We start from the raw sequence: 26,118 nt of genomic DNA on the forward strand, positions 1-26,118 counted from the left end.
CGCGGCCTACCGCGGCCCGGTGCCGGCGGGCACCCGCGCGGCGGGCTCGTCCTCGACCGGTTCGGGGGCGGCGCCGTCCCGGGCCGGGCGCGGGACGGCGGCGCGGCCGGTGCCACCCGGCCGGGCGGCCCGGGCGAGCGACAGCTGCCGGTCGGCCGCCGCCTGGATGGCGTCCTTGTCGCCGATCTCGGCGTCCGGCAGCGCATCCGGCAGCAGGTCCTCGATCAGCCGCAGCGGCCGGTAGGCGAGGCCGAGCAGGCCCCAGACCGCCAGCACCGCGCCGACCAGGACGAGCAGCAGTCCGGCGCCGCGGCCCGGCCCGGTGCCGAGCACCAGGCCGACCGAGTCGGCGAGCGCGCCGCCGGGCCGCATCAGCGGTTCGAAGACGTGGTCGGAGAGCGGGCCGGCGGTGAGGAAGCCGAGCGGCATCATCGACATCGCCAGCATCTGGTTGGTGGCCAGTACGCGGCCCTGGAGCTCCATCCCGACCTTGGTCTGGATCAGCGCCATCCAGTGCGAGTTGAGGATCATCAGTGCCGCCCAGAGGACGAAGAGCCCGCAGGCGGTGAGCGCGGCCTGGGGCCGGGCACCGGTGACGATCGCGGCCAGGCCGACCACCGAGGTGAAGCCGATCATGCCGGTCGCGCGCCGCCGGGTGCCGCCCCAGAGGGCCATCACCAGGGCGCCGGTCATCGCGCCGACGCCGCCCACCGCGGTGACCACCCCGAGCTGCACGGCCGAGCCGCCCGCCAGCACCATCGGCGTGACCAGCACGGTCGCGACGGCGAAGAGGTAGTTGAACACCACGAAGAAGACCACCATCGCCACCAGGCTGTGCCGGCGCACGATGTAGCGCCAGCCGGTGACCACCTCGCGCAGCAGCGGCTCCTCCTGCTTGTCGAACATCGCGTCCGGGAAGCGGACCAGCAGCAGGCAGGTGACGCCGGTCAGGAAGGTCGCCATGTCGAAGAGCACCACGCCGTGCAGGCCGATCAGCGAGACCAGTACGCCGCCGGCCAGGACGGCCATCATGTCGCCTGCTCCGGTGCCGAGTTGGGCCAGCCCGTTGGCCTGTCCGAGGTAGCGTTTGGGCACCAGCTGGGTGATCGCGGCCAGGTAGGCTGGGCGCTGAAAGGCCGAGCACACCGCGCCGGTGCAGGCCACCAGGTAGATGTGCCAGACCTCCAGCAGCCCGGCCCAGAGCAGCCCGCCGAGCACGAGCATGCCGGCCGCGGCCACGGTGTCCGTGACGATCATGATCTTCCGGCGGTCCACCCGGTCGGCGAGCGCACCCGCGACCGGCAGCAGCAGGACGGCCGGCAGCACCGCGACCACCGAGATCATCGCGAAATCGAAGGCGGAGCCCGTCTGTTGGTACACCCAGACGCCGAGGGCGAAGGTGGACAGGCTGGTGCCGATCATCGAGACGAACTGCCCGATCGCCACCTTGGCGAAGGTGGCCAGCTCGGCCCGGGCCGCCGGACGCTTGGCCGCCACCTGGCCGGCCACCCTGCCGGTCGCGGTGAACTCGGCTATCACCCGCGCGAGTTCGTCCGCTTGATGCTTGAGGAAGTAGTGCCCGGCACGCGGGATCACCGCCAGGTCGACGGTGTCGCCGAAGTGCTCCCACTCGGCGTAGCGCTCCTCGTACAGCTGGGTGGCGCGGTCCTTCTCGCCGACCACGCACAGGATCGGGGCCGCGATCCGCGCCGGGCGGGCGTCCCCGTACGCCCGGGTGTAGAAGTCCTCGGCCTGCCGAACGTCGTGGCGCAACGCCCGGACCAGGAAGTCCTGTTCGTCCTGGTCGTAGACGTCGGTGAAGCCGCCCATCGCGCGCAGGTAGTCGAGGTAGGAGCGGTTGGAGAGCATCCGGTCGCCGGGCAGACGTCTGGCCATCCACTCGGCGAACCTGCCGGGGAGCCGGGCCGCGGGGAAGGTCCCGCCGAGGGCGACGCCGCGCAGGTCGACGCCGGCCGCCTCCAGCCTGGAGCCGAGGGCGGTGGCGAGCGCGCCGCCGAGGCAGTGGCCGTAGAGCACCACCGGGCCGTCGATCCGCTCGGTGATCTGCTCGGTCAACCGGTCGGCCAGGCCTTCGAGCCCGGCCAGTTCGTCGTCGGGGCGGCTCGGGTCGTGGCCGGGCAGTTCGACGGCGTAGAGGCGGTGGCCGCGCGGCAGTGCGTCGGCGAGGGGCTGGAAGGTGATCGGGCTGCCGCCGCCGTAGGGGACGCAGACGACGTTCACCTCCGCGGGCGCGGCGCCGCGGGTGAGCTTGTGCAGCAGGGTGCGCGGGCCCTCGTCCGCGGTGCCGCCGGCCCGGGCGTCGAGCAGGGCGGCGAGTTCGCGGACGGTGGGGTGCTGGAAGAGGTCGATCACCGACAGCCCGCGGCCGATCAGCCGGACGGCGTGCACGGCGGAGAAGGAGTCGCCGCCGAGCGCGAAGAAGTCGTCCGTCGCGCCGATCCCGTCCGCGACCAGGACCTGCCGGTAGGCGGCGGCCACCTCGTGCTCGGTCGCCGTCTCCGGCTCGCCGCCGTCCTGGGCCGGCCGGGTGGCGGCAGGCTCGGGCAGCGCGGCCCGGTCGACCTTGCCGTTGGCGTTCAGCGGCAGCGCCTCCAGTACGACCAGGGCGGCGGGCACCATGTAGTCGGGCAGCCGGGTGCGCAGCTCGGCGCGGAGCGCGCCCGGGTCGGGGGCGGCGGCCGGGTCGGCCGGTACCAGGTACCCGGCCAGGGTGCGGGCCGCGCCCTCGCCGCGCGCGACCACCACCGCCTCGCGGATCTCCGGCCGGCTCGTCAGCTCTGCTTCCACCTCGCCGATCTCGACCCGGAAGCCGCGGATCTTAACCTGGTGGTCGACCCGGCCGAGGAACTCGATCGCGCCGTCCGGCCGGCGGCGGACCAGGTCGCCGGTGCGGTAGGCCCGCCGGCCGCCGACGGGGGCGAACCGCTCGGCGGTGAGGTCGTCGCGGCCGAGGTAGCCGCGGGCGACACCGCCGCCCGAGACGTACAGCTCGCCGGGGACACCGACCGGCACCGGGCGCTGCCGGGCGTCCAGGACGTGCGCGCGGGTGTTGCCGAACGGCAGGCCGAGCGGCGCGGTCACCGCGTCCCCGAGATCGGCCGGAACGGCGGCGCCGAGCATGGAGACGGTGGTCTCGGTCGGTCCGTAGTGGTTGTGCAGCAGCAGCTCGGGCCGGGCCGCGCGGATCCGGGCGACGAGGTCCGGCCGCAGGGCCTCGCCGGCGCAGATCAGCAGCCGGGCGGGCAGGATCCCGCCGAGGCCGGCGCCGTGGGCGGCGAGGCCCTCCAGGTGGCTGGGGACCAGCTTCATCGCGTCGATCCGGTGCTCGGCCGCGTAGGCGGCGAAGGCGTCCGGGTCGGTGGACTGGTCGCGGGTGAGCAGGTGCAGGCAGCCCCCGGCGGTGAGCGCGCCGAACACGTTGGTGGTGCCGAGGTCGGCGGCGAAGGTGGAGACCAGCGCCCAGTTCCAGCCCTGCTGGTCGCCGCCGATCCGCTCGCGCAGGCCGTGCAGGTAGTTGCGGTAGTTGCGGTGCTCGACGGCGACGCCCTTGGGGGTGCCGGTGGAGCCGGAGGTGAAGACCAGGTAGCAGAGATGCTCCGGGCGGACGTCCACCGCGGGGGCGTCCGTGCGGACCGAACCGTCCAGGACCACGACCGGCGGGCCTCCGGCACGGTCGGCCAGGTCTTCGGTGGTGACGACGGCAACCGCCTCCGCGGCGGTGAGCAGGGCGCGGATCCGGCCGTCCGGGTAGACCGGGTCGAGCGGCAGGTAGGCGCCGCCCGCCTTGAGGATGCCGAGCATGCCGACGACCAGCGCGGCCGAACGCTCGACCAGCAGGCCGACCGGGCGGTCCGGGCCGACCCCGAGCGCGCGCAGCCGGTGGGCCAGCGCGTTGGCCCGCCGGTCGAGTTCGGCGTAGGTCAGCACACCGTCGGCGCCGCGGACGGCCGGCGCGTCAGGGGTCCGGCCGGCCTGCTCCTCGACCAGGCCGTGCAGGGTGCCGCCGAGGTCCCAGCCGCGCAGGGTGTCGTCCCACCCGGCGAGCCGGCGCTCCTCGGCGGGGGTGAGCAGCGGCAGACCCGCGAGGGGGCGGTCCGGGCCGTCGGCCATCGCGTCGAGCACCGTGGTGAGGTGGCCGAAGACGCGGCGGACGGTCGGCTCGTCGTAGAGCTCGGTGCGCCAGACGAGGTCGGCGGTGAGGTCGCCGCCCTGGTCGACGACGGCGACGGCGAGGTCGAACTTGGCGGTGTCGGTGCCGACGGGCTGCCAGTCGGCCTTCAGCCCGGGCAGGTCGAGGGTGGCCTCGGCCTGGTTGTGCACGTTGAGCATGACCTGGAAGAGCGGGGTGTGCGCGAGCTCGCGTTCCAGGCCGAGTGCGTCGATCAGCCGCTCGAACGGCAGGTCCTGGTGGCCGAAGGCGCCGAGCGTACCCTCGCGGACGCGCTCCAGCAGCTGCCGGACGGTCGGGTCGCCGGAGAGGTCGGTGCGCATCGCGAGGGTGTTGACGAAGCAGCCGACCAGCGGCTCGGTCTCGCTGCGGGTGCGACCGGCGACCGGCGTGCCGACCACCACGTCCTCCGCACCGGTGTAGCGGGAGAGCACGGTCTGCAGGGCGGCCAGCAGGACCATGTACGTGGTGGTGCCGGTCTGCTCGGCGAGAGCCCGGATCAGCCGGCTGCGCCCGGCGCCGAACCCGACGGTGATCCGCTCGCCGCGGGTGCCGGCCACGGCGGGGCGGGGCCGGTCGGTGGGCACGGTGACGGTGGCGGTGGCGCCCCGCAGCCGCTCCTGCCACCAGGCTTCCTGCCGGGTCAGCTCCTCGGCGAGTTCGGTCTGCTGCCAGTGCGCGACGTCGGCGTACTGGACGGGCAGCGGCGCGAAGACGGGCGCGCGGCCCTCGCGACGAGCCGTGTACGCGGTGGCGAGGTCGGCGAAGAGGACGCCGATGGACCAGCCGTCGGCGGCGATGTGGTGCAGCACCAGGCTGAGCACGCTGCCGCCGTCGCCGGTGCGCAGCAGCACGGCGCGCAGCGGCAGGTCGGCGGCGAGGTCGAACGGCCGTCGGGCCTCGGCCTCCAGTGCGGCGTCCACCCGGCCGGCGGGAACGTCGGCGGTGGCGAGGGTGAACGCGGCCGCGTCCCTGGTCTCCGGTCCGACCTCCCCGCCGGCGGCCGGGTAGACGGTGCGCAGCACCTCGTGCCGGTCGAGCACGTCGGTGAGCGCGGCGCCGAGGACGGCGGGGTCGGGCTCGCCGTCGAGGTGCAGGGCGAGGGGGATGTGGTACGCGGCGCTGTCGGGCTCGTACTGGGCGAGGAACCACATCCGGCGTTGGGCGGAGGAGAGCGGCGCCGGGGTGCCCTCGGGGCGGCGTGTGATGCCGTGCCGGGTGACTCCGGTGTCCGCTCCGGCCTCGGCTCCGGCGTCCCTGGCGGCCTTCGCGGCCTTGGCCTTGGCGAGCCGGCGGCGGAGCAGTTCCTGGCGTCTCTCGTCCTGGTCCGGTCGGGTCCCGGTGGTGGGCTGGTCGGTCATGCGTTCTCCCCCGTCCGGGCGGCGGCGTTGCCCGTGCCACCCGTGTCGTTCGTGCCGTTCATGCCGCTCGCGTCGCCCGCGGGTCCGTCCGGGGCACCGCACTCGTCCTGGTCACCGAACTCGTCCAGTTCGTCCAGCAGTTGGTCCTCTATCCGGCGGGCCATCGCGGCCAGGGTGCGGGCCTCGAAGACGGTGCGCATGGGCAGGTCGGTCTCGAAGGTGTCGCGGATCCGGGCGGTCAGGCGGGTGGCGAGCAGGGAATGGCCGCCGAGCACGAAGAAGTCGTCGTGCCGGGAGACCTGTTCCAGGCCGAGGACCTCCTGCCAGAGGTCGGCGAGCAGCTCCTCGCAGTCGCCCTCGGGCGGCGCGCCGGCACCGCCGAGCTGCGGCGCGGGCAGCGCGGCCCGGTCGACCTTGCCGGCGGGCGTCAGCGGCAGCGCGTCGAGCAGGACGAGCGCGGCGGGCACCATGTAGTCGGGCAGCCGCTCGGCGAGGGCGGTGCGCAGCGTGTCCTCGGTGAGGGTGCCGTCGGTGACTGCGTACCCGGCGAGGACGGGCCCGGCCGGGGTGCCGGCGAGGCGGGCGGCGCCCGCCGTGACGCCTGGGACGGCGGTGAGCGCGGCCTCGATCTCGCCCAGTTCGATCCGGAAGCCGCGCAGCTTGACCTGGGCGTCGGTGCGGCCGTGGTACTCCAGCCGGCCGTCGGCGCGGCGGCAGGCGAGGTCGCCGGTGCGGTACATCGGCGCACCGTCGCGGCCGCCGGGCTCGGGGACGAACCGCTCGGCGGTGAGGTCGGGGCGGCCGTGGTAGCCGAGCGCGACGCCGTCACCGGCGATGCAGAGCTCGCCGATGCCGTTGACCGGGACGGGCCGGCCGGAGACGTCGAGCAGGTGCAGCCGGGTGTTGGCGACGGGCGAGCCGAGTGCCACCACCCCGCCGTGGGCGGCGAGTTCGGGGGTCACCCGTTGGACGGTGGACCAGACGGTGGTCTCGGTCGGCCCGTACAGGTTCCACAGCTCGCCGGTGCGCTTGAGCAGCGCCTCGGCGAGGTCGGCGGTGAGCGCCTCGCCGCCGCAGAGACCGGTCAGGCCGGGGCGGCCGGGCCAGTCGGCCTCCAGAAGCATCCGCCAGGTGGCGGGGGTGGCCTGGAGGTGGGTGATCCCGCGCTGCTCCAGCCAGCCGGCCAGGGCGTGGCCGTCGGTCGCGGTGGCGCGGCCGGCGATCTCCACCCGCGCACCGGTGACCAGTGGCAGCCAGAGTTCGAGCCCGGCGATGTCGAAGGTGACGGTGGTGACGGCGGCCATCACGTCCTGCTCGGTGAGGCCGGGTTCGCGGCCCATCGAGGTGAGGAAGTTGACGATCGCCCGGTGCGGCACGGCGACGCCCTTGGGGCGGCCGGTGGAGCCGGAGGTGTAGAGCAGATAGGCGCGGTCCTCCGGGCCGACGGCGACGGCCGGGGCCTGCGGGGCCGCGGCGGCCTCCGGTCCGTCGGCCAGGACGACGGCCCGGCCTTCGAGCATCTCGTCGGCAGAGGTGGCACGTTCGGCGAGCACCAGGGTGACGCCGGCATCCTCCAGCATCGCGTGGTTGCGGGCAGTCGGCTGGTCGACGTCGATCGGCAGGTAGGCGGCGCCGCTGCGGAGCACGCCGAGCAGGGCGGCGGGCAGCAGCCGGCCGCGCCGGACGGCGACCGCGACCAGCGTGCCCGGGCCGGCCCCGCATTCGGCCAGCAGGTGCGCCAACCGGCCGGCGGTGGCGTCGAGTCCGGCGTAGTCGAGGACGCCGTCGGCGGCGGAGACGGCGACCGCCTCCGGGGTTCGGGCGGCCTGCGCGGCGACCAGTTCGTGCAGCCGGGCGTCGGGGACCGGCGCCGCGGTCCGCTGTCCTGTCTCCTGGGCGGCGAGCTCGGCGGCCGAGAGCATCGCCAACTCGCCGATCGGGCGGTCCGGTTCGGCCACGGCGGCGGCGAGCAACGCCACCAGGTGGTCGAGCACGGCCCGCACCGACCGCTCGTCGTAGCGCGAGGTGCGGTACTCCGCGGAGAGCAGCGGTCCCTCGGCCGGGAACTCCAGGAACAGCGAGAGGTCGGTCTTGGCCCTGCCGTTGCACACCTCCGCGACGAACTCCAGGTCGAGGCCCGGGAGTTCCACACCTGCCACCGGGTGGTTCTGGACCGCGAGCAGCACCTGGGCGATCGGCGAGGCGGTCAGCCCGGCCGAGCTGCCGGCTCGGCGGGCGTGCTCGAGGAACGGGTAACCGCTGTGCTCGGCGGCGTCCAGCACCACCGGGCGCACCCGGGCGACCAGTTGGCGGAAGGTGTCGCCGTCGGCCGCGTCGAAGCGCAGGGCGACGGTGTTGATCAGCGAGCCGAGCACCTGCTCCAGCTCGGGGACGGGCCGGACCGCGAACGGGCTGAGCACGGCGAGGTCGGTGCGGCCGGTGTAGCGGTGCAGCACCCCGCCGAGCGCGGCCAGCACCGCCATGTAGAGGCTGGCGCCTTCCTGGGCGGCCCAGCGCTCCGCCGAGCGGACCGACCCGGCGTCGAGCCGACGGGCGATCCGGCGGCCGGCGGTGTCGTGCGGGTCGGGGTGCGGACGGTCGCCGGGCAGGTGCTGTTCGGCGTCCAGCCCGAGCAGCCCCTCGCCCCAGCGCAGCGCGTCCTCCCGGGCAGCGGCGTCGGCGCGTTCCTCCCAGCGGGCGACATCCGACAACTGCAGTGCGGGCTCGGCGAGTTCACCGTCCTGGTAGGCACGTCCCAGCTCGGCGAGGAACAGGCCGGCGGCCCAGCCGTCCATCGCGGCGTGGTGGACGGTGAACAGCAGCTCGTGCCGGCCGTCGCCGGTCCGCAGGGCGAGGGCGCGCAGCAGCCGGCCCCCGGCAAGGTCGAGCGGCCGGGCGGCCTCGGTGCGCAGGGCGGCGTCCAGCTCCTCCTCCCCGGCTCCCGTGAGGTCGAGCAGCGGGATCTCGACGGGGTACGGCGGGCGGACGTCCGCGACCACCTCGCCGTCCCGGCCGGCCAGCGCCGTGCGCAGCACCTCGTGCCGGCGGACCACCTCGGTCAGGGCCCGGCCGAGTGCGGCGAGGTCCAGCTCGCCGGTGGCACGAATCCGCAGCGGCACGTTGTAGAGCGGGCTGCCGGGCTGGACGGACTCGTGCAGCCAGAGCTCCCGCTGGAAGGCGGTGGCGCGGGCGGGCAGTCCGGCCTCGCGCACCGGCGGTGCGACGGACGGGCGTCCGCCCCCGCCGTTGGCGACCCGGACGGCGAGCGCGGCGACGGTCGGCGCGGCGAAGAACTCGGCGAGCGGGACGCGGGTGCCGTACTCGCGCTCGATCCGGGCGAGGAGGCCGGCGGCCAGCAGGGAGTGCCCGCCGAGGTCGAGGAAGACGTCGTGCACGCCGACCTCGGGGACGCCCAGCAGGCCGCGCCACAGCTCGGCGATCCGGGACTCGACGGGCGTGCGCGGGGCGACGAACAGCTCCTCGCCGCCCCGGCTGCGGGCGGCCGGGGGCAGCGCCCGGCGGTCGGTCTTGCCGTTGGGCGTGAGCGGCAGCCGGTCCAGGACGCCGACGGCCAGCGGCACCATGTAGCCGGGCAGCGCGGCGGCGCAGTGGGCGCGCAGCTCGGCGGCGGTCGGCCCGGCCGCGCCCGGTCCGGGCTGGACGAAGGCGGCCAGGTAGTCGCCGGCCTCGTCCCGCTGGACGACGGCGGCGGCGGCCTCGACGGCGGGGTGGGTGGCGAGCACCGCCTCGATCTCGCCCAGCTCGACCCGGAAGCCGCGCACCTTCACCTGGTGGTCGACCCGGCCGTGGTACTCCAGGTTCCCGTCCGGCAGCCGGCGAACGAGGTCCCCGGTGCGGTAGCAGCGCTCGCCGCCGACGGTGACGAAGCGCTCCTCGGTGAGGTCCGGGCGGCGGTGGTAGCCGCGGGCCAGGCCCTCCCCGGAGAGGTACAGCTCGCCGATGCCGCCGTCGGGCACGGCGGTCCGCCGCTCGTCGAGGACGTGGCCGGTGGTACCGGACAGCGGGCGGCCGATGACGGGTTCACCGCGGTCGTCGCGGTCGACCAGTGACCAGGTGGAGTAGACGGTGTCCTCGGTCGGCCCGTAGAGGTTGTACAGGCGCTCGACCTGCGGCTGGGCGTAGACCTGATCGGCCAGGTGGCGGGGCAGCGCCTCCCCCGCCAGGTTGACCACGCGTACGCCGCCGGGCAGCCCCCCGCCGCCGGGCAGGCCGGCGCCGCGCAGCAGCGCGGCCATGGCGCTGGGCACGGTGTTGACCAGGGTGACGGCCTCACGGGCGGGCAGCTCGGGCAGCGCCAGGACGTTCTCGGCCACCACGACGGTGCCGCCGACGGCGAGCGGGAAGAACAGCTCGTACACCGAGATGTCGAAGCAGACCGAAGTCCCGAACAGCACGCCGGCCACGTCGGCGGGAGTGTAGGTGTCGGCGGCCCAGCGGAGCATGGCGTTGACGCCGCGCCGGGTCACCGCGACGCCCTTGGGCCGGCCGGTCGAGCCGGAGGTGTAGAGCACGTAGGCGAGCGCGTCCGCCGCACCGGCCACGTCGGCCGCCGGGGCGAGCGGCGCTGCGGGGCTTCCTCCGTCGGTGTACAGCAGGGTGGCGCCGGCACCGGCCAGCAGGTGCTCGTGCGCCCGGTCGGTCACCACGACGGGGGCCTGCGCGTCGCCGATCACCAGCTCCAGCCGGTCCCTCGGGTACGCCGGGTCCAGCGGCACGTACGCGCCTCCTGCGCGCAGCACTGCCAGCAGGGTGACCACGAGGTCCGCCGATCGTGGGAGACAGACCCCCACCAGTGTCTCGGCGCCCACCCCGGCCCCGGCCAGGCGGCCCGCCATCGCGTCCACCGCGGCGGCCAGTTCACGGTAGGTCAGGCGCCGCTCGCCGTCGATCACGGCGATGGCCTCGGGTGTCCGTCCGACCTGGGCGCCGACCAGATGGGCCGGCGACGCGGTCGGGTGGAGCGGAGGAAGTCCCGTCGAACTCATCAACTCTCCTGAGGGATGGCCCTGCGCCGACTTGTGGTCGGCGGGAAATGGGCGGTGTGCCCTCGGAGATGGTGGGGTAAAGGTCTCCGGATGACCAGCACATTTCCGACACTCGTTCGATATGCCGGAAAGATCACTCTCCTCTCGACGCTGAGCGGTACGGCGACGTGACGGTTCGTCGGTCGTATCTCACGGATTGTCAGCATCCATGACATCGAACCCGGTTGGCGCTACCGTCTTCGCAGCAAACGGACCAGGGGCGGTCGTGCACCGACGCGCCCCGTGCGCGGCCCTGCCCGTCGACCTCCGCATTGTCCGGCGCCCGCGCCGCAGCCCGGCCCGGACCGGACCATCGCACCCCCAACGAGGGGCCAGAATGGACGCCATGTCCCGACGCCGCCCCGCGCCCCGCGCCGCCGCCCCCGCAGCCCGGCTGCTGCCCTCCTCGCCCTGCCCGTGCGGCCTGCCCGCCGCCTACGGCGACTGCTGTGGCCGCTACCACCGCGGCCAGGCCGCCGCGCCCACCGCCGAGGCGCTGATGCGCTCGCGCTTCAGCGCCTTCGCCGCCCACGACGAGGCCTACCTGCTCCGCAGCTGGCACCCCGACACCCGGCCCGCCACGGTCGACTTCGACCCGGCGCTGCGCTGGGTCCGTCTGGAGGTGCTCTCGACCACGGACGGCGGCCCGTTCCACACCGAGGGAACGGTCGCCTTCCGCGCCCACTACACCGAGGGCCGGGAGGAGGGCGCCCTGACCGAGCACAGCCGCTTCGTCCGTCACGAGGGCGCCTGGGTCTACCTCGACGCCCTCACCGTCGACTGACCGCCCTCGTCGCGGGCCGACGGCCTCACCGTCGACCGACCCCTCACCGACGGCCTCAGCGTCGGCTGACGCCCTCACCGTCGGCCGACGGTCACCCGGCCGCTACAGGTAGTCGTCCAGGCGGGCCAGCGTGAAGCCCTGCGCGGTGACCTCGTTCACGACCTTGCGGAGCAGGTCCGGCATGGTGCCATTCCACAGGTCGGTGCCCCGGAAGTGGGTGAGGATGATGTCCCCGGGGTGCAGCCGCTGGTCGTCGTACCGGTACTCGACGTGGTCCGGGAAGGCCTCCTCGTTCCAGAGCGGCACCGCCTCGATCCCGCAGGAGGCGGCGGCCCGCAGGGTGTCGTCGTTGTACTCGCCGTACGGGGGCCGGAACAGCCGGGGACGGGTGCCGATCTGCTCCTCCAGCTGGTCCTGCTGGCGGCAGATCTCGTCGCGCTGCGTGGCGTAGTCGAGCACCTTCAGGTTGCGGTGGTTGATGGTGTGGTTGTTGACCGCGTCGCCCTGGGCGGCGAGCCGGCGGAAGTAGCCGTAGTCCGAGCGGGCCAGGTAGTCGGCGACGAAGGTACTGAGCGGTACCCCGAGCTCGTCCGCCATCCGGGAGAAGTCCGGGTCCTTCTCTGCCCCGTCGTCGACGGTCAGGAAGACGATCTTCTCGTCCGTCGGGACCCGGTACACCACCGGGGGCAGCCCGTCCTGGAGCTTGACCCCCTGCACGGGCTTCAGCTCCGGCTTGACCGCCGGCCGCCGGGGCGCCTGCGGCGGCAGTTGCTCCAGCCCCCACCGGTGCGCGGTCTCCAGCTGGGTGCGGACCGCCGCCTCCCGCCGGGCCACCGCCTCGCTGCTGCTCTCCTCCTCGGCACGGGCCAGCCCCGGCAGCGCCAGCGACACGGCCGGAGGCTTGGGCACGCCACGGTCGGCCGCCGGACCGGCCTCGGCCTGCCCGCCCTGCTCCTTGGCCTGCTCCTTGGCCTGCGCCTTGGCCCGTTCCGCGCCCTGTTCCTTGCCCTGATGGGCGTCCTGTCGCCCGTCCTCCCCGGCCGGCGCGGCGCGCACGCCGGCCCCCGAGGACGGCCCGCCCCGTCCGCCCGGAGCGGCGCAGCCGGCGACCACGGCGGCCAGGCAGACCGCCGCCAGGAGACCGGCCCCGGCCCGGCGGCCGGTCCGGTGACTTTCCCTCAAGCCCCCATTAATACGATGATCGGATGGTGTGTCCATGGAGCACTGCTCCCCCGACACACCCGCTCGCCAATCCCCCCATCACCCGCCCGGCCCTACCTCCCCAGCCCCCGGGCCCACGTCGCGAGCACCTCGAAGTCGGCTTCCACCAGCCCGCGCCCCGGATGCACCCGGTGCAGCAGCGCCGGCCCCGGGTGCCGCGCGGCCACGTACGCCCGGTCCGCCTCCCCGATGTCGTCGTCCACCCACGCGAACGGGCGGCCGGCGGCCCAGCTGACGATCGGCCAGGTCTTCGGGCTGGTGTCGTCCGGCCGCCAGACCGCCGGGCCGGGCAGCGCGACGAACGGCAGCGGGGGGAGGCCGAGCACGGGCCCGATCCAACGGTTGGCGCAGTCCTGCCAGGTGGTCGCCCAGACCAGGTCGAACGGCAGAGCCCGCAGGCGCTCCCCGTGCGCCTCGTCCAGCCACACCTCCACCGCCGCCCCGCAGGCCCACACCGGCTCGGCCCGGTGCGGGCGGTAGCCTGCCGGACGGACCTCCGGGCCTGCGTGGTACGGGTTGAGCGGGCCGTCGACATCCAGCAGGAGGACCGGGCGCGGGAGTTGGTTCACCGTCCGGACGGTACCGGGGCACCAGCGGGCCGGCCTCGGAAAACGCCTCGCGGCCGAGGTGGCAGGGCGTCGATAATGCGCGCATGACGATCAGCACGCCGCGTACTTCTGACCTCTGGGCCGTCTCCCTGGCCGACGTGGGCTCCGCGGCGGCACAGGCGTTGCTGCGCGAGTACTACAGCGATGTCGCCAACCGGTACTACCGGCTTCACCTGGGGCGCGACTGCACGGACGAGGAGATCGAGTCCGGCCTGGCCGACTCGCCCAGTGACGACCTGGCCGAGCCCACCGGACTGTTCCTGCTCGGCCGTTACGGCGGCGAGGCACACTCCTGTGCGGGGCTGCGCATTCGCGACACCGACACCGTCGAGCTGACCAGGGTGTTCGTCCGGCACGCCCTGCGAGGCACCGGTGGCGGCGGCCGTCTGCTGGCCGCCGTGGACGAGGCGGCCCGCTCGCTCGGTGCGGAGCGGATCGTCCTCGACACCCGGCTCGACCTGGTCGAGGCCCGTGCGCTCTACGCCCGCCACGGCTACCGCGAGATACCGGCCTACAGCAGCGGCCCGTACGCCCAGGTCTGGTACGGCAAGGACGTCACGGCACCGGCCACCGGGCGCGACCTGGCCGAATGACCGTCGCCCGGGTCAGCTGACCCGCCCGGGGTCGGGCAGGGCTGCGGAGCCGAGAGCCGCGCGTAGCTCGGCCGCGTCGGGCGGGGCGGCGCCGGGGCGTGCGACGGTCAGGGCGGCGGCGGTCACGGCCCAGGTGAGCGCCTCGGCCAGGCCGGCTCCGGTGTGGCGGGCGTGGAGGAGCGCGGCCGTGAAGGAGTCGCCGGCGCCGACGGTGTCGGCCACCGTGACCGGGAGCGCGGGTGCATCGGCGCGCCGGCCGTCGGCGGTGAGCGCGAACGCGCCGTCGGCGCCGCGGGTGACCGCCACGGTGGCGGGGCCGAGCGAGAGCCAGTGACGGGCGACGTCCTCGGGGGCCTGCCCGGGGTAGAGCCAGGCGAGGTCCTCGTCGCTGGCCTTGACCAGGTCGCTGAGCCCGACGCAGCGCTCGACCCGGCGGACGGCCTGCCCGTGCCCGCCCATCAGCGCGGGCCGCACGTTGGGGTCGTAGCTGACGCCTGCCCGGCCGCGCCACCGCTCGGCCAGCGCGAGAACGGCCGTGGCGCCGGGCTCGGTGACGGCGGCGATCGACCCCAGGTGCAGATGGCCCGGCTGGTGGGGGAGTCGGCGCGCGGCGCCGACGGGCAGCGTCCAGCCGATGTCGAAGGTGTACTGCGCCCGGCCGTGCCCGTCGAGGCGGACCACGGCGGACGGCGTCCGGCCGCCCTCGGCCGGGTCGGCCAGCACGGTGACCCCGGCCGATTCCAGGTGTGCCCGGATCAGGCGGCCGTTGGGGTCGGCGCCGAGCTGGGTGAGCAAGGTGGTCGGCCGGCCGAGCCGGGCCAGCCCGTAGGCGACGTTGGCGGGGCTGCCGCCGGGGTGGACCCGGTCGGGGGCGCCCTCGGTGCGGACGATGTCGGCGACGCACTCGCCGACCACCAGGACGTGCGGGGCGGGGCTGGTCAAGGCTGCGACTCCTGCCGGTCCGGGCCACCGGCGCAGCGGCGGGCGCCGGGGTGCTTGCGGCTGACCAGCCTACGCGGTGGAGTGCTGCCGGACGCGACCCTGCCCGGGTTTCCGGGCACCGGGCAGGGCGCGGGCACGAAGGACGGCCGCCGGACCTGGCCAGGTTCTCCGACGGCCGTGGCCCCGTCCGTCAGGGGGCGGGGCACTTCGAACGCTATGACAGTCCGCAGCCGCTCGGCCACCACAGTCGTCCGTCCGGGGGATGCCGCGTGTCACAACGGGCCGCCCGAACCGTCCGATCCCTCCGCTGCGATCCGTACGCACATGATCACAGAACGGTACTGGCCTTCCGTCCCGAGGCCCGCCGCCGCCGACGACACGAGCCCGCGGAGGACGACTCGAAAGCGGTGATCACCCTGTTCAGGCCCCGTTCCGGCCTCGCCGTCGCAGCCGCGCTCGCCGCGCTGCTCCTCGGTACCGCCGTGCCCGCCGCCACGGCGTCCGCCACGGCCGGCACCGCCGATGCCGGAGGTGTCGGCGATCCGGTCTTCCCCTCGCTCGGCACCGCGGGCTACGACGTGCTCGCCGCGGTGCGCACGCCGCGGCCCCCGGGCCGCGGCGGCGTCCGGGCCGTGTGAGCCCTCCGATCCGGCCGAGCGCTCCGGGCCGTGGGCTGTCGGTTGTACGCCCGGCGCGCCGGTCCGGTGCGCTAGGGCGCCCTGCCGCGCGCCCTTGGAGGGTGGGGCCCCCGGGCGCATCGTGGTGCCACGGCCCGCCCGCCGCCCGGCCGAGTTCCGGCCGGCTCGCGGGCCGTCCACCGTTCCCGGGCGCAGCCCCCGGCCCCCGGCCCGCAGCCCGCAGCCCGCAGCCCGCAGCCCGCAGCCCGCGCAGGATCCCCGGTCAGGACACCGGACAGACACCGGACAGGCCCCGGACAGGCCCCGGGCAGGGCACCGGCCACGTCCCGGAGAATGTCCCGAGAAAACCGCCACCACCAGGCAACCCGGGCAGGCTCCCACCGCGTTCAGCTGCCGTGAGACGAACACGGACGACACCGAGGACGCGGCCGGCACAGCCGGAGCGCCCGGCGGACGCGGCAGGGACGACGGGAACACCGACGGGCACACCATGGCGGGGGCGGGACGATGAGGGAAGCGATACCGGACTTCGAGGAGTTCGTCGCCGCCCGCAGCCCGCGTCTGCTGCGCATGGCGTGGCTGCTGACCGGCGATCCGCACCTGGCGGAGGACCTCCTGCAGACGGCGCTCGCCAAGGTGTGGCCGAAGTGGGACAAGATCTCCATCGAGCGGCCGGAGGCGTACGTCCGGCGCGTGCTGGTGAACTCGCACGTCTCCTGGTGGCGCCGCCGCTGGCAGGGGGAGCTCCCGCACGGCGAGCTGCCGGAACCGCCGACGGACACCGACCCGTTCGAGGACGTGGTGGTCGGCCAGGTGGTGGCCGCCGCCGTCAGGGCGCTGCCACCGCGGCAACGGGCCGTGGTGGTCCTGCGCTACTTCGAGGACCTCAGCGTCGAGGAGACGGCCGAGGCCCTGGGCTGCACCACGGGCACGGTGAAGAGCCAGACGCACCGCGCGCTGCTGGCCCTGCGCGGCACCCTGCCCGCCCGGGAGCTGCTGCTGGACGGAGGACGCCGTGACCGGGTCTGACACCGGCCGCTACGGTGACGCGTACGGCCGGGGCCACGACGAGCCCGTCGACACCGAGGTGGAGCGCGAGCTGCGCGTCCTGTTGCAGCGGGCCGCCCCGGACCTGCCGGCCCCCGACGACCGGATGGACCGGGTCCGCGAGCGCGCCGCCCGGACCCTCCGACGGCGGCGGACCGCCGCGCTGGCGGCCGGGCTGACCACCGGTCTGGTCGCCGCCGCCCTGGCCGCCGCCCCTGCCCTCGCACCCGGCCCGTCGGCCACCGTCCTGCGGCCCGCGACCACCGCGCCGCCGCTGCCGGGAGCCCCGTCGGCACCCGCACCGACCCACGCGACGGACGCCCCGAGCCCGGTAGCCAGTGCCGTGCCGACTTCCGTGCCCGGTGCCGCGACGAGCGAGTCCCCGGCCCCTGAGGTCAGCGCCTGGCCGCTGCGGTTCCCGGACCTCGGCGGGGTGACCGTCGACCTGCCGGCCGGCTGGTCGAGCACGGCCGTCCCGGCGGCCGAATCGCGCGCCTCCACCGGGTACATGGCGAGCGAGCCGCTGGACCCCAAACCGTCCTGCGGGCCCCAACAGAGCTCCTGCGGGCCGGTCGGCCGACTGGCCGGCGGCGGTGCGCTCGTCACGATCACACTGGTCGGCGACCAGGACACGGCCGAGAAGCTCTCCGGTGGCCGCGCGATGGTCGAGACCGACGTCGACAAGTCATGCGGCCTGCGCGGTGGCACGCGTGAAGTGGTAGGCCACCGGATCGTCGCCGTTGCGAACGCGGCGGCCGTGGTCGAGCTCACCGCCTGTCTCAACCGCCCGTCCGGGCAGACCGTGCAGCAGGTGCAGCACATCCTCGACTCGGTCCGCACCACCGGCGACGCCCCGACCGCCCCCGGCAGCACCCGCGACTGACCGCCGTATCCCCCGCCCCCCGAAGGCGGCTGCGCCGTGCCCGTACCCGGTCCTGCCCGCGCCACCGCCTCCCCGCCGGGCCGGGCTGCTCCCGGCCGGGGGCGCACCACCGCACCGGCCCGGCCGTCCGGGCGCGTGGCCCCGCGCGGTCACGGGCCCCACCGGCCGACCGGGCCGTCGCGGTCACACATCGGCGATCCGCGGGTGCCCCTCCCCGGCGCTGTCCGGGTGGCCCCACCGGCCCTCCCTGAAGGCGCGCTCCGCCCTCGCCACCACCCTCGGCAGGGCCTCCTCGAACTCGTCCAGGCCGCCGATGGTCTGCTGCCCGCTGTGGGTCTGCCCGGCCCGCAGGGCCTCCCCGGCCGACAGCGCACGGCGGCTGAGCGCGGCCGGCTCGGAGGCGTCGGCGGCCGCCCCGGGACCGTCCGCGCTCCACGGCTCGAGCACGCCCATCCAGCCCGTGTTCCGTGCGCTGACGCGCCGCAGCAGCGAGAACCGGCGGGTGTCCCGCAGCGCCCACCGGTCCAGCAGCAGGACCGTCGGGCCGGCGGGCGCCCCGTCCTCCAGAAGCCGCTCCGCCTCCGGCTCGAAGTCCTGGACCGAGGGGCTGAACCCCCACTGCCGGGCCAGGCCCTCCGTGTGCTCGGCGAGCGAGCGCGCCAGCACACCCCGGTAGGGGTTCCAGTCGGTACGCCGGGGCCCGTAGGCGTCGGGTCTCCGCCCGGGCGGCACTTCGTCCCGCCGGTAGGCGAGCACCAGGATCCGCAGCTCCCGCGGCGGCGTCGCGTCTTCGAACGCGCTGGGCAGCGTGGCGAGGTCGAGCACGCGGCCGACCGGGATCACCGTCTCCTCCGCCACCTTGACGATCCGCCGGGCCAAGCGGTGCACCGCCAGGTCGTAGGCGGACCGGAAGGAGCCGATCGTCATCAGGGCGTACATGCCCTCGGCCGCGTAGTCCGGGCCGAAGCCGCCCTGGTTGACCTGGAGTTGAGCCGCGGCCTCGGGCAGCCGGTGGCGCGTCGGCGGAGTCCACTGGACCGGGACGATGCCGCTGCTGCGCTCCGAGTCGGCGCTCACCGGGAACACCTGCCGCCGGGTGAAGGCGTGCCACTCCCGGCCGCACGGCACGCTGGCGAAGTACCGGGGCGAGTACAGCGGGACGAACACCCGGCAGGTCGCCAGCGCCTGGGCCCGCCGTTCGGACGCGCCCCGGCTGCGCCCGTCGTCCATCATCCCGACAGGCACTCCGTCGGGCACGTTGGTGAGCTGCAGGATCGCGTCGCTGAGGTCCTCGCAGAGCTTGCGCACCCAGAAGCCCGGGTCCATCCGGCCCTCGGTGGGCGGTGCGTGGGCATGGCTGAGGTAGAAGTACGGCCGGACCACGTCCTCCTCGTCCTCGCCCCCCACGGCCGGCAACCGCGGCAGTCGGCGGGTGAGGTAGGCGTCCGCCGCCGCCTCGATCGCCTCGGCACGGTCGTCCGCGCCGAGGCCCCGGGCCCCCTGGGCGAGGCGGAGAAGGTCCCCGCGGTCCGCGTGCTCGAGCAGGGCCTGCCACAGCGTCTCCGGCGGGATCAGCCCGGGTGGCCGGCGCCTGTGCTGCCAGCCCTCCACGAGCGGATGCATGGTGTACGAGAAGCCGTCGGCGGCAGCGCCGGAGGCCGTCCGACGGTCGGCGCGGAACAGCCCGACGCGGCCGGCCTCCTGCGAGGTCGCGTAGGCCATCGCGCCCCCGAACCAGTCCTCCGGCCCGCTGCTCCGCCCGTACCCGCTCAGGTAGCCGGGTGCCGCCGCCTCCAGCAGCCGGTCGGGCAACGCGCGCCGGTGCCCCAGCCGGAGGGTGTCCAGCGCCGCGTCCAGGACGGCGCGCACCATGACGGGCGCCTGTTCGAAGCCGGCCCGGAGCCCGGGTGCCGCCGCGACCACCTGGACGACCCGGCGATCCCGGGCCACCTGGACCGCCTCGGCGAGCCGGGGGTCGAGCCGGGCGGCGGCGTCGGCCTCCTCACGGGTGAACTCCTCGGGCACGTGGACCCGGGCCCGGTCCAGGAGGCGCTGCAGGAGACTGCCGGCGAACCTCGCTCGCGGGCTGTCGTCCGGGTCCTTCATCCGGAGCGTGCCGAGCACCAGGACCGGGCCTCGGGAGCGGTCGGCGAGCAGCTCCGCCAGCTGGTGGGCCGGCCCGCCGCCGCCGGCCCGCGGGGCGGCGAGCACCTCCACTGCCTCGTCGAGCCAGACGACCGTGTGGGGTCCGATCCCGTCCAGCCCGGCAGCGCCCGCCCCCGGGGGCTCGGGCTCGGGCCGCCAGAGCCGCCACCCGGCCGGCAGGCGGCGCAGCGCCTCGAAGCACGCCCTGGTCTTCCCGGTGGCCCGGGCGCCGGTGACCAGCACGACCGTGGTCCCGCTCGCCAGGCCACGCCGCACCAGCTCCGCCACGGCGGTGTCCAGTTCGCGCCGGACGTAGGGCACCAGCGTCGGCAGGGGCTCGTCCGGCGGGCGGTCCGCGGGCTTGACGCCGAGCAGTTCGGGCCGCTCCAGGGCCTCGGCGACCGACATGGCCACCCGATGCGACTCCCGGCCGGCGGCACCCCCCGCCGACTCGGCGAACGGCAGCGCTCCCGGTGCGACCGCGCGGGCCCGCGTTCCGTCCGCGACGTGGCCGGCCAAGAAGTCGGCGGCGGCGGTGCGGCGCGACCGGAGGTAGGCGGCGACCTGGTGCCGGACTGTCCGGCGGATCTCGGCGACGTCCTCGCGGCGCTGGGCACCGAGCAGGGCGTCACGGACACCGGGCAGGAAGTCGAACTCGACGCCGTCGGGGTCGGTGCCGGGCGGTGGGGCCTCCCAGGGGGCGAGCAGGCCGCCGAGCAGGACCTCGGCGAGGTGGCCGTGGTCGGCCTGCGGGAGCATCGCCCGGCGGACGAGCGTCATCACCGGGAGGACCAGCGGCACGGCGGACAGGTGGCCGGCCAGCTCCTGCGCCAGTGGAGAGGCGGTCTCGCGGAACTGCTTCAGCGCCAGTTCGGCGGTGGCCGGCGGTGTGGCGGGGGCGGCGGCCGGCGGTGCGGCGGGATCGACGGCGGGGACCGGTCCGGCCCCGCCGGCGAGCAGGCAGCTGAGCCGGCCGCGCCGGCCACCGCCGGACACCAGGGCGGCGAGCGCGGCCAGCGACGACGGGCTCGGGTCCACCACCGGCACCGGCATCGGCCGGACCCCCGTGCCGGCCCCGTCGCCCGGCGCGGCCCGCAGCCGCCGGTGGGAGCGCCCGCGCGGGCGGGTGGCGGCGGCCTCCCAGCCCGCGTTGGGGGCTGCCGGGCCGCTGGCGCGCAGCCAGAGCGGGGTGGGGCGGACGGCGCCGCGGGACCAGAGGCGTTCGGGCAGGACGTTGAGCACGGCGACGGACCCGTGCCGGCCCCACCCGCGCAGCACCGCGTCCAGGGCGGGCCCGCCCCAGCCGGCGCCGACGGTGTCGGTGACCACCAGGACCAGGCGGCGGCCGGACGGGTCGGCGATCTCCTGCGGCCGGCGCGGCGCCCCGCCGGGGCGGGCGGCGAGGCCGGGCAGTCCCCCGGCCTCGGTGCCGCTGAGGTACCAGGTGCGGACGTCGCGGAAGACGCCGGTCTGGGCGATCACCCGGCGCAGCTCGGCGACCAGGTCGTGCCAGAGGGTCATCGAGCGGTGGGTGTCGACGACGAGGGCGAGGTCGAGCCAGCGGCCGGGGGTGGGGCGCAGGACGGGCACCAGCAGGCGCTGGTCGACGCCGGCGCTGACGGTGGCCTCCTCGTCGAGTTCGGTCTCACCACGGCTGTGGGCGAGGGTGCGGCGGCCGAGCGGGCGCAGGGCGCGCATGACGGCGAGCGGGTCGGCGAGGGCGGCGGCGCGGGCGACGCGGACGAGGTCGCCGCGGGCGGCGCCGGGGCCCGGCTCCGTGCCGCCAGGGGCGGCCAGGTCGGCGGTGGCGTAGTGCTGTTCGAGCGGCCCGCCGGTGCGGCCGGGAGCGGGTCCCGGGCCGGCGGCAGCGCCTGGTCCTGGGGGCGGGTCCGCGGCCGGGTCGGCCGGGCCCGCGGGGCGCTGCGGCCGGTCGAGGGCGGCGCCGCCGAGGCAGCCGGCCAGCCAGAGGACGTCGGCCAGCTCCTCCGCGCCCAGGCCGGCGGCCGAGGCGGCGTCGGCGTCGGCGAGCGCGCGCAGCAGCCGGTCCGTCACGGCGAGGCCGGACCGGTGAGCTTCTGCAGGACGGTCTGCAGGAACACGTCGCGCTCGGTGTCGTCCGACCAGGCGCCGCTGAGCCGGAGCTGGACGGCGTTGAGGAGCTGGTCGGTGGCGAGGTCGCCCTCGGCCCGCCGCTCGTCGAAGGCGCGGATCAGGCCCTGGACGAGGTCGCGGCGCCGGTCGTCGAGGTCCGTGGGGAGGTGGAGCCGCTGTCTGATGATCTGTTCGAGCCGGGCCGGGCCGGGTGGCTGGACGTGCAGGCGGATGCAGCGGCGGAGGAAGGGCGGCGGGAAGTCGCGCTCGTTGTTGCTGGTGAGGACGACGATCGGGAAGGCGCGGCACTGGACGCGGCCGTGGTCGACGGCGACGGTGGTATCGGCGGGGCGCAGGCCCTCCGCGGCGTCCGGGGTGTCGTCGGTGCCGATCCGTACGCGTGGTTCGCGGGCGGCGATCCGGGCGAGTTCGGGGATCTCGAAGCCGCCGTCCTCGAAGACGGTGAGCAGGTCTCCGGGAAGGTCGATGTCGCTCTTGTCGATCTCGTCCACCAGCAGGACGCGCGGGCGTTCCTGCGGGAGCAGCGCGGTGCCGAGCGGGCCGAGCCGCAGGTAGGGGGCTATCGAGCGCGAGCGGTCGGGGGCCGACTGAGCCGGTGAACCGCCGTGCAGCTGCTGGAGGTTGGCGTCGTGCAGTCGGCTGATCGCGTCGTAGCGGTAGAGGCCGTCGCGCAGGGTGCTGCGGCTGGTGATCGGCCAGTGCAGGACCGGGCCGAGGCCGAGGTCGGTGGCGATGCTGTAGGCGAGGGTGGACTTGCCGACGCCGGGTTTGCCGGTGACGAGCAGCGGGCGGCTCAGGTAGAGGGCGGTGTTGACGGCGTCGGTCTCGGCCTCGTCGGCGACGTAGCCGGTGCCTCGCCGGGCGGTGCGGTCCCAGGCGTGCCCGGAGGGGCCGGGCGGCCGGTACTGCGGGTCCGGCGTGCCGTCGAAGTCGCGCCAGGGCGGCTGCTTGCCGGCCAGCCGGGCGAGGCGGGCATCCGGGGTGCCCTCGCCCTGGTAGATCCACCAGTCCTTCATATGCTGCTTCCTTCCCTTCCAGGCCGGAGGGCGATCCCCCGTCAGGACAGCGATCTGGTCCGGGGCCGGTGCTCGGGGTCGTCCCAGAGCAATCCCAGGCGTGCGCCCGCCGGGCAGTCGGCGCAGCCGCCCGGGGCCGATCCGATCCGTAACTTCCTTACTGCGTCGGGCAGCCGGTCGAGGTCGAGGGCTGGGGCGAGGGCGGGGGCAGAGCCGGCGGCCGCGTCCGCCGCGCGCGCCTCGTCGGCGTCGGCGTCGGCGTCGGCCGCGCCGGCACCGTCAGCCCCGTCGGTCACGGCGGCGAGGAGGGCGGCGAGGGTCTCGGACCCGGGGCAGCAGGCCGACTCCGCGCCGGTCCGCCGCCAGACGGCGATCGGCAGGCCCGCGTCCAGGACCAGTTCCAGCCGGTCGGCCAGCGGTGTGCCGTGCCGGTCGAGGAGGGCGCAGACCGGGTGGCCCTCGGCGCCGAGCCGGTCGGCGAGGCCGGGGCCGAGCGGGGTGCGCCCGGTGAGCGCGTGGACGGCGTCGGGGTGGCGGCCGCCGTGTTCGCGGTACCAGGCCCACTTGCGCCGCCACCGGTGGCCGGACTGGTGGGTGCGCTCCTCGGGGCAGCGGACCACCACCTCGTAGGAGGTGCCGAGTTCGGCGGAGCGGCGGCCGCGGGTGGGCAGCGGCCAGCGTTCGAACTCCTCGTCCAGCAGCGGTTCGGGGACGTGGAACTCGATCCGCCGCAGCTCGGGGCCGGCCGCGCCGAACAACTGCCGGACCAGCTCCTCCCGGACGGCGGCCAGGGCGATCGGGCGGGCGGACTCCCAGAGGGCTTCGAAGCCCCGCCGGTGGAGCCACATCCGGACCAGGTAGGCGTCCTCGTCGGCGGACTCGGTGAGCTGGACGTGCAGTTCGGCGCGGCCGTCGCGCTCCCGCGCCGGCGGTGCGGGGACGGCGTCGGCGCCGAGCCGCAGGCCGGTGCGCCGGACCCAGTCGGCCAGCCGCTCGGCCCGGGCCCGGTCCTCCTCGCGGGCGGCGAGGTAGCGGACGAAGGCGAGCGGGAGCGGGAGGCGGCGGGAGCCGGACCCGAGCCGGCGGTCGAGGTCGCGCACCACGGCCATCGGTTCGGCGGCCGGCAGCGCCGGTCCGGGCGGGGCGCAGCCGGCCGCCTCGAAGGCCCAGCGGTAGGCGCGGTAGGCGTCCGGTGGCAGGCCGGGCCCGGGGAGGAGCCCGTGCAGCTCGGCCCAGGCCTGGTCGTCGAGCCGGGGCGCGCCGGGCGGCTCCTGCGGCCAGCCGTCGTCGGTGACCGGATTGCCGTCCCAGTCGCTGATGCGCCACTGGATCTGCTGCCAGGCCTGGCCCCGGTCGGCGAGCGCGGCGAGATCGGCGTGCACCTCGCGGGCGATGTCGGGCAGGTGGCGCAGGCTCTCGTCGAGGCTGCGGGCGGCCAGCCTGGCCAGCAGGGTGTCGGTGAGCCGGCCGGCGCCGCCGATGTTCTGGGCGGGCAGGCCGGGCCGGGCGGCGTAGAGGACGAAGGTGCTGCGACTGCGCACCGGGCGGCCGTTGCCGTAGTCGACCCGGCCGAAGGTGGGGCCGGCTCCGGTGCGGACGTCGAGGCGGCAGGCGTCACCGATCGAGACCACCCGGCGGAACCGCTGGTTGACCTTGCTGGAGCGCCAGAAGCGCAGGGCGGAGTCGAGGTCGAGGTGACGGATCGGCGGAGCGGAGGCGTCGGCGAACGGCAGCAGCAGCTGGTCGTCGTCGCCCGCGTAGCCGTGACCGGCCCAGTAGATGAGGAGCAGGTCGCCGTCGCACTTGGGCAGTTCGCGCAGCAGCGCGTCCTCGATCTCGTTGCCGGTGGCGGGGCGGTGGGCGGGCAGCCGTGCTGCGGCTGCGGCGGGCGCGGGCGGGCTTCCCGGGCCGGCGGGGGCGGGCAGCGGGGAGAGGAAGAGCCGGACGTTGGCGGCGGGAACGCCGGCCGGGCCGGTGAGCCACTCGGCGAAACGGACGGCGTCCCGGGCGGGGCCGCGGAGGTCCCAGTCGGCGCCCACCCCGTACGACTCGATGCCGACGACGAGGGCGAAGACCCGTTCGGGCGCGAGGTGCTCGGCGTCGTCGCCGGCGAGCTGCCTCACCCGGCGGCTCCGGCGGCCGGCCTCGCGGGCGCGCTCCCGGCCAGCGCGGCGGCGATCCGGTCGTAGAGGGCGGGGAGCTTGAAGTAGGCGCTGTGGCAGTACGGGAACGGCTGACGGCTGCTCACCTCGTGGTCGGTGACCCGCCGGTCGCCGGGGAAGACCGGCCCGGCCCGGTAGCCGAGGACGTCCCCCGGGTCGTAGACGTTCAGCCAGTCCGGGAACCCGGCCGGCAGGGCGTCGCCCGGCTCCAGACCGTTGAGCGCGCCGAGTTCGTGCAGGAACGGCGCCTGGGAGCCGACGGTGACCAGCAGCCGCAGCCCGGCCGGGGCCTCCCGGCGGACCGCGGCGAGGGCGAGGCAGTCGACCAGGGCGATGCCGCCGAGGCTGTGGCCGATCACCACGGTCGGTCCGGGGGCGGCGGCGATCCGCTCGGCCAGGAAGGCCCGGAGCGGGCCGCCGCGCGCCTGGTAGCGGAGGATGTCGCCGAGCGCGGGGGTGGCACCGACGGTCAGGGCGCCGCGGTGGCGGTCGAGCAGTCGCTGGCCGCCGAGCCGCATGCCGAGCCGGCCGAGCACCCCGGCCGCCCGGCCGAGCGGTCCGCGGGCGGCCCCGCCGAGGCGGTCGGCGAGGAGTTCGACCAGCCGGTCGCGCTCGTCGGCGGTGCAGAGTGCCCCGGGGCCGGCCGCGGTGAGGAGTTCGGCGGTGAGCGCGCGGGCGGTGACGGCGATCAGTTCGGCGCCGGCGACCGGGTCGACGGCCCGCTCGCAGGCCTCGGCGAAGTCCTCGGCGGCGGCCACCCGGCGGAGGGCCCCCGACAGGTGCGGGGTGAGCGCGGTGGCGGCCAACAGGGCTTTCAGTTCAGCGAGTTCTTCGCTGACACCGTCGAGCACGTCATGGTCCGCCCCGGGGTGCGCGAACGCAGCCAGCCGGTCCGCGACGGCCTCGCCCGGGGTCCGCGCCCCGGGGGCGCCGAACCCGTCGTCCTCGACCGGGAGCCGGGCCAGCACCCGCAGCTCGCAGAGCGGGTCGACCAGCAGCAGCGTCCAGCCGCCGTCCACCCGGTCGACCAGTGCCTCCGGCTGTGCCGGGGCCGCTGCGGCGGGCGCCGGGAGGCCGGCGAAGCCCGGGATCGAGGCGCCGCCCGCTGCCAGCGTCGCGCCGTGGTCGTCGCCCCAGTAGCAGGGCTCGACGACGGCGTCCGGGAACCGGGCCGTCAACTCGCGGGCGACCAGCTCGAACAGCGGGTCGTACCCCTCACGCCGCACCCCGGTGCCGTGTACGAACAGGAATCGCATACCGCCCCCACGCTCCGCGCCGGCTCCCCCGGGCCTGGTGGGTCCGATGGTCCGATCGTCCGCTCAGCACCCTAGCGCCGCCCGCCGGCACGCGGCAGCCGGTCCGCCGCACATCC

At 75.9% G+C, this 26,118-nt stretch carries 14 protein-coding genes; 5 read left to right on the plus strand and 9 right to left on the minus strand.

All coding sequences use genetic code 11. The annotated features are described in order from the left end of the window. Positions 1-6: 6 nt before the first annotated feature. Positions 7-5,550 carry a non-ribosomal peptide synthetase/MFS transporter gene (locus ACZ3YO_RS24740; protein WP_465573053.1) on the minus strand — a complete coding sequence of 1,848 codons (5,544 nt, stop codon included), beginning with the start codon at positions 5,548-5,550 and terminating at the stop codon, positions 7-9. Beyond that, positions 5,547-10,556 (minus strand): amino acid adenylation domain-containing protein, encoded by a 5,010-nt coding sequence (locus ACZ3YO_RS24745; protein ID WP_465573055.1) that lies wholly within the window; start codon positions 10,554-10,556, stop codon positions 5,547-5,549. Before ACZ3YO_RS24745 ends, ACZ3YO_RS24740 begins: the two co-directional genes overlap by 4 nt. A 385-nt stretch (positions 10,557-10,941) precedes the next feature. Here ACZ3YO_RS24745 and ACZ3YO_RS24750 point away from each other — a divergent pair, with 385 nt between their 5' ends. Next, positions 10,942-11,379: a YchJ family protein gene (locus ACZ3YO_RS24750; RefSeq protein WP_331742603.1), complete on the plus strand. Its 438-nt coding sequence runs from the start codon at positions 10,942-10,944 to the stop codon at positions 11,377-11,379. Between the two features lie 102 nt (positions 11,380-11,481). Here the strand turns inward: ACZ3YO_RS24750 and ACZ3YO_RS24755 are convergent, their stop codons facing one another. Continuing rightward, positions 11,482-12,561, minus strand: a complete 1,080-nt coding sequence (locus ACZ3YO_RS24755; protein ID WP_465573058.1) for a polysaccharide deacetylase family protein — start codon at positions 12,559-12,561, stop codon at positions 11,482-11,484. A 92-nt stretch (positions 12,562-12,653) separates the two neighbouring features. Then, positions 12,654-13,169 (minus strand): hypothetical protein, encoded by a 516-nt coding sequence (locus tag ACZ3YO_RS24760; RefSeq protein WP_465573060.1) that lies wholly within the window; start codon positions 13,167-13,169, stop codon positions 12,654-12,656. An 83-nt stretch (positions 13,170-13,252) separates the two neighbouring features. On the opposite strand from ACZ3YO_RS24760, the gene ACZ3YO_RS24765 reads away from it, so the two are divergent. Further along, complete coding sequence (locus tag ACZ3YO_RS24765) at positions 13,253-13,801, plus strand: GNAT family N-acetyltransferase (protein WP_465573062.1); 549 nt, start codon at positions 13,253-13,255, stop codon at positions 13,799-13,801. Between the two features lie 12 nt (positions 13,802-13,813). On the opposite strand, the gene ACZ3YO_RS24770 is transcribed toward ACZ3YO_RS24765, so the two are convergent. Beyond that, a complete protein-coding gene (locus ACZ3YO_RS24770) occupies positions 13,814-14,743 on the minus strand; it encodes a carbohydrate kinase family protein (protein WP_465573064.1) in 930 nt (309 codons plus the stop codon). Positions 14,744-15,150: 407 nt separating this feature from the next. Between ACZ3YO_RS24770 and ACZ3YO_RS24775 the strand changes: the two genes are divergently transcribed. From ACZ3YO_RS24775 to ACZ3YO_RS24785, 3 genes are all read left to right on the plus strand, one after another. Next, the gene (locus ACZ3YO_RS24775; RefSeq protein WP_465573066.1) at positions 15,151-15,381 is read left to right on the plus strand and encodes a hypothetical protein; all 231 of its coding nucleotides are present in this window, start codon (positions 15,151-15,153) and stop codon (positions 15,379-15,381) included. A gap of 507 nt (positions 15,382-15,888) precedes the next feature. After that, positions 15,889-16,410 carry a SigE family RNA polymerase sigma factor gene (locus ACZ3YO_RS24780; RefSeq protein WP_465555023.1) on the plus strand — a complete coding sequence of 174 codons (522 nt, stop codon included), beginning with the start codon at positions 15,889-15,891 and terminating at the stop codon, positions 16,408-16,410. Next, the gene (locus tag ACZ3YO_RS24785; RefSeq protein WP_465573068.1) at positions 16,397-17,311 is read left to right on the plus strand and encodes a hypothetical protein; all 915 of its coding nucleotides are present in this window, start codon (positions 16,397-16,399) and stop codon (positions 17,309-17,311) included. Before ACZ3YO_RS24780 ends, ACZ3YO_RS24785 begins: the two co-directional genes overlap by 14 nt. Before the next feature lie 183 nt (positions 17,312-17,494). Here the strand turns inward: ACZ3YO_RS24785 and ACZ3YO_RS24790 are convergent, their stop codons facing one another. The 4 genes from ACZ3YO_RS24790 to ACZ3YO_RS24805 are packed head-to-tail and all read right to left on the minus strand — an operon-like array spanning position 17,495 to position 26,002. After that, complete coding sequence (locus ACZ3YO_RS24790) at positions 17,495-21,508, minus strand: TIR-like protein FxsC (RefSeq protein ID WP_465573070.1); 4,014 nt, start codon at positions 21,506-21,508, stop codon at positions 17,495-17,497. Next, positions 21,505-22,584, minus strand: coding sequence for an AAA family ATPase (locus tag ACZ3YO_RS24795; protein WP_465573072.1), 1,080 nt, complete (start codon positions 22,582-22,584; stop codon positions 21,505-21,507). The genes ACZ3YO_RS24790 and ACZ3YO_RS24795 overlap by 4 nt, the downstream gene beginning before the upstream one ends. Before the next feature lie 41 nt (positions 22,585-22,625). After that, the gene (locus ACZ3YO_RS24800; protein ID WP_465573074.1) at positions 22,626-24,707 is read right to left on the minus strand and encodes a VMAP-C domain-containing protein; all 2,082 of its coding nucleotides are present in this window, start codon (positions 24,705-24,707) and stop codon (positions 22,626-22,628) included. After that, positions 24,704-26,002, minus strand: a complete 1,299-nt coding sequence (locus tag ACZ3YO_RS24805) for a hypothetical protein (protein WP_465573076.1) — start codon at positions 26,000-26,002, stop codon at positions 24,704-24,706. The genes ACZ3YO_RS24800 and ACZ3YO_RS24805 overlap by 4 nt, the downstream gene beginning before the upstream one ends. Between the last annotated feature and the right edge of the window lie 116 nt (positions 26,003-26,118).

The organism is Kitasatospora sp. NPDC022785 (assembly GCF_055561295.1).

Coding starts and splice junctions, on each gene's coding strand:
- ACZ3YO_RS24765 (WP_465573062.1), top strand. CDS start 13,253: ATGACGATCAGCACGCCGCGTACTTCTGACCTCTGGGCCGTCTCCCTG.
- ACZ3YO_RS24740 (WP_465573053.1), bottom strand. CDS start 5,550: ATGACCGACCAGCCCACCACCGGGACCCGACCGGACCAGGACGAGAGA.
- ACZ3YO_RS24750 (WP_331742603.1), top strand. CDS start 10,942: ATGTCCCGACGCCGCCCCGCGCCCCGCGCCGCCGCCCCCGCAGCCCGG.
- ACZ3YO_RS24795 (WP_465573072.1), bottom strand. CDS start 22,584: ATGAAGGACTGGTGGATCTACCAGGGCGAGGGCACCCCGGATGCCCGC.
- ACZ3YO_RS24745 (WP_465573055.1), bottom strand. CDS start 10,556: ATGAGTTCGACGGGACTTCCTCCGCTCCACCCGACCGCGTCGCCGGCC.
- ACZ3YO_RS24780 (WP_465555023.1), top strand. CDS start 15,889: ATGAGGGAAGCGATACCGGACTTCGAGGAGTTCGTCGCCGCCCGCAGC.
- ACZ3YO_RS24805 (WP_465573076.1), bottom strand. CDS start 26,002: ATGCGATTCCTGTTCGTACACGGCACCGGGGTGCGGCGTGAGGGGTAC.